The organism is Limnothrix sp. PR1529, from assembly GCF_002742025.1.
GTDB lineage: Bacteria > Cyanobacteriota > Cyanobacteriia > CACIAM-69d > CACIAM-69d > CACIAM-69d.
Map to the genome: position 1 here is coordinate 1 of NZ_LIRO01000092.1, position 5,825 is coordinate 5,825.

Consider the following 5,825-nt stretch of genomic DNA (forward strand, 5'->3'; position numbering starts at 1 on the left):
CCCGACGGCCAGCCCCAGCCCGGCCCCTCCGAAAGCCGCTCGGCTGGTGGTGATTGGTAACTCGTCGTTTATGGCGGATGGGCTATTTAGCCAGCAGCTCAATGGCGATGTGTTTCTGAATTCGGTGGGTTGGTTGGGCGATCGCGCGGAAAGCAGCCTTTCCATTCGGCCGCGCGAACCCAATAACCGACGTTTCACCATCACGAATCAACAGTCTGCGCTGTTGCTGCTGTTGGCGTTGGGGGTGTTCCCGATCGGGGGGCTGACCTTGGCGGGTGTGATGTGGTGGAAGCGACGCTAGGGAGCGAACGACCATGAAGCTCAAATCTTCGACCCTTTGGATTTTGGCGATCGCCCTGGGGGTGGCCGGTGGCGTGGCTTTGTTTGAGACGCAATCCACCCAAAAACAAGCCCAACAACAGCAACAGGCCAAGCTGTTTGGCTTTGCGGAAGCTGATATTCAACAGTTGACCCTGAAACTGGGCGATCGAACCGTGCAGCTCGATCGCCGGGCCAACTTCCAACCGGGGCAAACCCTGTGGGAACTGCGGTTGAATGGAGGTGCAGCGGAACCGGCCAGCGATGGAGCCGTGGCGTTTTTGACCAGTTTGCTGGCCTCGTCTCAGCGCGATCGCACCATTGAGCGATCGCCCGCCCAGCTTGCAGAATTGGGCCTCGATCGCCCCCGTGCCGAAATCACGATGCGCCTGAAAACCGGCCAGCAACATCGGCTGGCGATCGGGCAGGCTGGGTTTGACGATTCTTTTCTCTATGCACTGGTGGATCCGCCCCAACCCTTGCCGGGCAAAGTGTCTGTGGCCTTAATTCCCAAGGATTTCCAGCTCGCCACGGTCGATCGGCCTTTAGCGGAATGGAAGCAACCGCCGCCGCCTCCAAGTCCTAGCCCGAGTGGATCGGTCACGCCCAGCCCGACAGCCGGCCCCACAGTCAGCCCGACGGCTAGCCCCACAGCCAGCCCCAGCCCCACGACCTCACCATCGCCCGCAGCCTCACCGTAGGGGCACATCGCCATGTGCCCTTCGGTACGCCAAGTCTCGAATACCCAACCGAGATCAGGCGATCAACCCCGATCGCCCGCAGCCTCACCGTAGGGGCGCATCGCCATGCGCCCTCAGGTACGCCAGATCCCCCAATACCCAAAGGAGATCAAGCGATTGATCCTGGCGGAGGGCGTACAGCGGAGGGCGTACAGCGGAGGGCGTACAGCGGTACGCCCCTACGCAAAACCCGTGGGGACGGCGGTGCTGGCTGCTGTCAGGGTTTCGCTTAAAATTCAAAGGTTCGATCGCGCCTGCCACCTTTGCAAACATGTCTTTAGCCACTGCAACACTGCTCATTAACTGTCCAGATCAACGGGGTTTAGTCGCCAAAATTGCCAGTTTTATTGATGCCAACGGTGGCAATATTCTGCACGCCGACCAACACCAAGACCCGACAGCCAATCTCTTTTTGAGTCGGGTGGAATGGCAACTGGATGGGTTTAATTTGCCCCGCGATTTAATTGATCCAGCCTTTGGGGCGATCGCCAAACCCCTCGGCGCAACTTGGCAGCTTCACTTCTCTGACGAAGTGCCCCGGATGGCCATTTGGGTTAGCCGCCAAGATCATTGCCTGCTGGATTTGCTGTGGCGGAACAAAGCCGGTGAAATCCCCGCCAAAATCGTTCTCATTATTAGCAATCACCCGGACTTGGCCCCGATCGCCCAACAATTTGGCATCGACTATCACCACGTGCCCATCAGCAAAGACACCAAGGCCGAAGCCGAAGCTAAACAATTGGAGCTACTGCGGGAATATCAAATTGATTTGGTGGTGCTGGCGAAATATATGCAAATTCTTACCCCGGGATTTGTGGCGGCTTTCCCGAATGCAATTAACATTCACCATTCCTTTTTGCCCGCATTTCCCGGAGCTAATCCCTACCAACGGGCACACGATCGGGGCGTGAAAGTGATTGGCGCAACGGCCCACTACGTCACCCAAGATCTGGATGAAGGGCCGATTATTGAACAGGATGTTTCCCGAGTCAGCCACCGCGACACCGTTGAGGATTTGGTCCGCAAAGGGAAAGATCTAGAACGAGTGGTTTTGGCCAGAGCGGTGCGGTTGCACTTACAAAACCGGGTGTTGGTGTATGGCAACCGCACGGTGGTGTTTGAGTAGGTTTTTAAACCGGGGATTCACCGGAAATGGGTGATGAAATCGGCTACGCGATCGGGTCAGGAAATTCACCGAAAATTTAGCCGATCGCCTGGGATGCCGCCAATTGAATTCCGTGGCGATCGAGCAGCTCTTGCACCGGAATCTTGGTGTAATCCTTACTGTAGAAATCATCATGTACCACTTGCCCGTCCCAAATGATGATATCGAGGTCGATCGTCCGGGGGCCAGATTTAATTGGCCCCTTGACACGCCCTAGGCGCTTTTCCAAATCCTTCAAATATTGATTAAATTCCAAATAGCTTAAGTGGGTGGATACCCAATAGGCCCCATTCAAGAAATCATCTTGATCTTGATAGCCAACGGGAGCGGTCACAATGTAAGCGGATTTATCAACCAGTTGATGTTCCTGGGCTAAAATTTGCTCCGCTTGCTGGCAATGGTGCTGGGGTTCAATGTTGGAACCAACGGACAAAATTGCTTGATACATAGAATTTAGCCTCAGAAGCGGGATCAAACGTTGGTTAAACGGGAACAGGCGATCGCTGGAAAAAAGGGCGATCGCCGGTTGGGATCGCCCTTGTGTTTATTGCTTAATTTGGGTGGTCTGCTCGTAGGTCACGGCATTTTGCCCCACATTGGTTAGGGATTCGCCCCCATCCACAAACAAAATTTGCCCATTCACAAAAGGATTATTCAGGATATAGTTCACCGCTTGGGAAATGTTTTCCGTAGAGCCTTGTTGCTTCACGGGAATGCCCTGAACTCGCCACTGAATATAGTCACTGGTGCGGCTCCCGGCGGGCAAAATGACACCCGGAGCAATGCCATTAACCCGCACTTGGGGAGCCAGTTCGATCGCCGCCAATTTTGTAAATTCTGCCAAGGCTTTTTTGGAGAGCAAATAGGCTGAATATTGATATTGGTTGAAAGCCACCTTGTTGTCGATGATGTTAATCACACAGCCGGTTCCGCCGTTTTTGGCAAAGGCTTGGGTGAGGAAGTAGGGGGCTTCAAAATTCACCTTAAATTGCTTGGCAAACAGGTCAGGCGTTGTCTCTGCGATCGGGGCTGCGTCATACACGGAAGCACTGTTAACCAACAGGTTTAAATCGCCAAAGCGCGATCGCACGCGATCGATCAAAGGCTGCATGTCCGGTTCATGGAGCAAGTCAAAGGGAAACAGCTCGCATTCCACTCCCAAAGCGCGAAATTCCGCCGCCGTTTCCTGGGCTGCATCGTGGGAGGAACCATAGTGCAGGGCAATGTTGTAGCCTGCTTTGGCCAAGCCGAGGGCGATCGCCTTGCCAAGCCGAATGGCGGAACCCGTAACCAGTGCCGTACCTTGAGTTTGGGTCATGATTGGGGGAAATAAAGTATCAGAATGTCCTGGGCAATCGCGACCCAACGAGTTCAAAACAACGCAATTAAGCAGTTTAAACTGATTATTAATATTCTGTTACGTTCTGGCTCATCTGTGGTTGGTCTGTCGCGGATGAGCGCTTAAGGGTTTTGGAAACATTCTGGTTTGTTCTGAGAACGAACGGCTTGAATGCCCGCAAAGATGATGGAAGGATCCGGGTGTAAATCAACCGTGAGGGTTGGGTCAATTGCCCGGAGATATTGCGCGATCGCGGGGCCATCGCCGCCGGTAATCACCGCCGTGCCGTGGGGATAGCGCGATCGCCAGGTTTGCAACCAAGTTTGCGCCAGGACGGCCACGCCCCAGACCACCCCACTGGCGATCGCCCCAATCGAGTCCTGGGCCCAGAGGGTTGGGAGTTGGGTGGGTGGCAGCACGGCCGGCAGGGCGGCAGTTTTTTCCGTGAGGCTGCGCAATTGCAACCCCAACCCCGGCGCGATCGCCCCGCCGATCAGTTGCCGGTTTGGATCCACAGCCGTCACGGTCAGGGCCGTGCCGCCATCAATCACCAAAGCCGGGAATCCGTAGCGCTGACCCGCGCCCAGCACAGCCAAGGCGCGATCGATCCCCAAGGTGGAATACAGCCCCCCGATCGGGAGATCGGCCAACGTGATGATGCGCCAGTCAGCCCGATCGCTCCATCGATCGAGTGCCCCCGGAACCACTGAGGCGGCCCAAACGGGTCGCTCTAGGGCCAGGTGATCCGGGGGCGGCTGTGCATCATCCCAAGCGCGATCGAGCCGATCGCCCGTCCAATCGCCCCAATGCCAGCGCGAATTCCCCACCATCAGCGATCGCCAGCGATCGGCCCCATCGTTGCTCGTCGCCATCGGGAGCACAATTAATTAAACCTGATGGGAATTAAACCTGATGGGATGAGACTTGCTTAGAACTGGCGTAAAAACCGGAGATCGCTGGCATAAACCCGGCGAATATCGTCGATTTGGTGCAGAACCATGGCGAAGCGCTCCACCCCAAAGCCCGCCGCAAAGCCTGAATAGACCTCCGGATCCAGCCCAGCGGACTTCATCACGTTGGGATCCACCATGCCGCAACCCAGCACCTCTAGCCAGCGCCCTTTCCACTTCACATCCACCTCCGCCGAGGGTTCTGTGAAGGGGAAGTAGCTGGCGCGGAACCGCACTTCCACTTCCCCGAAAATTTCGCCCAGGAGGGTTTCGATCGTGCCTTTCATGTCCGTGAAGGTCAGGCCCTCATCGATCGCCAGCAGCTCAATTTGGTGGAACACGGCCGCATGGGTTGCATCCACCGTGTCGCGTCGATAGACCCGGCCGGGAGCCACAACGCGGATGGGCGGTTCGCGCTCTTCCATGTAGCGAAGCTGCACGGCGGAAGTGTGGGTGCGCAGCAGGTTGCCGTCGGGCAAATAGAAAGTGTCGGCCATGTCGCGGGCCGGGTGGTCGGCGGGCGTGTTCAGGGCCTCGAAGTTGTAATAGTCCGTTTCCATTTCGGGGCCATCGGCCACCGTGTAGCCCAAGCCAACGCAGATATCGACTACCCGGTCGATCGTGCTGGCGAGGGGATGCTTGCGGCCTAAGGGGCGATAGGTTCCCGGCGCGGTCACATCCAAGGTTTCCGCATCCAGCCGGGCCCGAATGGCCGCCGCTTGCAGATCTGCCCGTCGGCGATCGAGCAGGTCTTGCACCGCGTCTTTCACTTCGTTGGCCTTGGCTCCAATCCGCGGCCGATCTTCGGCGGGCAGCTTGCCCATGCCCCCCAGCACGGCGGAGATTTTGCCTTTTTTGCCCAGGAAGGCAACGCGCAACTGCTCGATCGCGTCGAGGTCAGGGGCTTGGCCGATCGCGCTTTGGGCTTCGGCTTGCAGTTGGCTCAGTTGGGCTTCGAGGTCGCTGACCTGGGTGGCAGTCATGGCTGAAAACAATTGAGAAAGGCGGCATGGAGTTGGGTTTAATGAATTCACCGAATGCGCCAAAAAATCGCAAAGCGATCGGCTGAAATCATCACCCGTCCCATCAAAGGATAGAGCATCGGGCGATCGCCCGCTTGTTTTCTGGCCTAAGATCCTGGCCTTAGGATTTGGTTAATTAATGATGAGCGAACCTCAAACGATTGAGACCAGCTATCTGGGCCAGACAAGCCAGCGCCAAACCCCGAATTCCCTGGCGAATTCCCTGGCGATCGGGCTGTTGGGTTTGCTGGTGACCGGTGGAATGCTCGGCGGGGCGATCGGGATTTGGAA

6 protein-coding genes and 1 pseudogene are annotated in these 5,825 nt (G+C 56.7%); 3 read left to right on the top strand and 4 right to left on the bottom strand.

Annotated features, from left to right (window positions below; genetic code table 11):
- From AMR42_RS20555 to purU, 3 genes and pseudogenes are all read left to right on the top strand, one after another.
- Positions 1–301, top strand: a pseudogene (locus AMR42_RS20555) (ABC transporter); the annotation flags it as partial.
- A gap of 13 nt (positions 302–314) precedes the next feature.
- The gene (locus tag AMR42_RS13300; RefSeq protein WP_099534155.1) at positions 315–1,019 is read left to right on the top strand and encodes a DUF4340 domain-containing protein; all 705 of its coding nucleotides are present in this window, start codon (positions 315–317) and stop codon (positions 1,017–1,019) included.
- Positions 1,020–1,329: 310 nt separating this feature from the next.
- Entirely contained in the window at positions 1,330–2,184 is an 855-nt protein-coding gene (gene purU, locus AMR42_RS13305; protein ID WP_099534156.1) for a formyltetrahydrofolate deformylase, read from the top strand.
- A 76-nt stretch (positions 2,185–2,260) separates the two neighbouring features.
- On the opposite strand, the gene folK is transcribed toward purU, so the two are convergent.
- The 4 genes from folK to pheS form a co-directional block, all read right to left on the bottom strand.
- Positions 2,261–2,671: a 2-amino-4-hydroxy-6-hydroxymethyldihydropteridine diphosphokinase gene (gene folK / locus AMR42_RS13310; RefSeq protein ID WP_099534157.1), complete on the bottom strand. Its 411-nt coding sequence runs from the start codon at positions 2,669–2,671 to the stop codon at positions 2,261–2,263.
- Between the two features lie 96 nt (positions 2,672–2,767).
- On the bottom strand, positions 2,768–3,541 hold the full coding sequence (locus AMR42_RS13315) for an SDR family oxidoreductase (protein ID WP_099534158.1): 774 nt from the start codon (positions 3,539–3,541) through the stop codon (positions 2,768–2,770).
- Positions 3,542–3,684: 143 nt separating this feature from the next.
- On the bottom strand, positions 3,685–4,434 hold the full coding sequence (locus AMR42_RS13320) for a pantothenate kinase (protein WP_099534159.1): 750 nt from the start codon (positions 4,432–4,434) through the stop codon (positions 3,685–3,687).
- Between the two features lie 56 nt (positions 4,435–4,490).
- Complete coding sequence (gene pheS / locus AMR42_RS13325; RefSeq protein ID WP_099534160.1) at positions 4,491–5,495, bottom strand: phenylalanine--tRNA ligase subunit alpha; 1,005 nt, start codon at positions 5,493–5,495, stop codon at positions 4,491–4,493.
- Positions 5,496–5,825 lie beyond the last annotated feature (330 nt).

Bases quoted from the DNA above. Each gene is read 5' to 3' on its own strand.
- AMR42_RS13300 (WP_099534155.1), top strand. From the start codon at position 315: ATGAAGCTCAAATCTTCGACCCTTTGGATTTTGGCGATCGCCCTGGGG.
- purU (WP_099534156.1), top strand. From the start codon at position 1,330: ATGTCTTTAGCCACTGCAACACTGCTCATTAACTGTCCAGATCAACGG.
- folK (WP_099534157.1), bottom strand. From the start codon at position 2,671: ATGTATCAAGCAATTTTGTCCGTTGGTTCCAACATTGAACCCCAGCAC.
- AMR42_RS13315 (WP_099534158.1), bottom strand. From the start codon at position 3,541: ATGACCCAAACTCAAGGTACGGCACTGGTTACGGGTTCCGCCATTCGG.
- AMR42_RS13320 (WP_099534159.1), bottom strand. From the start codon at position 4,434: ATGGCGACGAGCAACGATGGGGCCGATCGCTGGCGATCGCTGATGGTG.
- pheS (WP_099534160.1), bottom strand. From the start codon at position 5,495: ATGACTGCCACCCAGGTCAGCGACCTCGAAGCCCAACTGAGCCAACTG.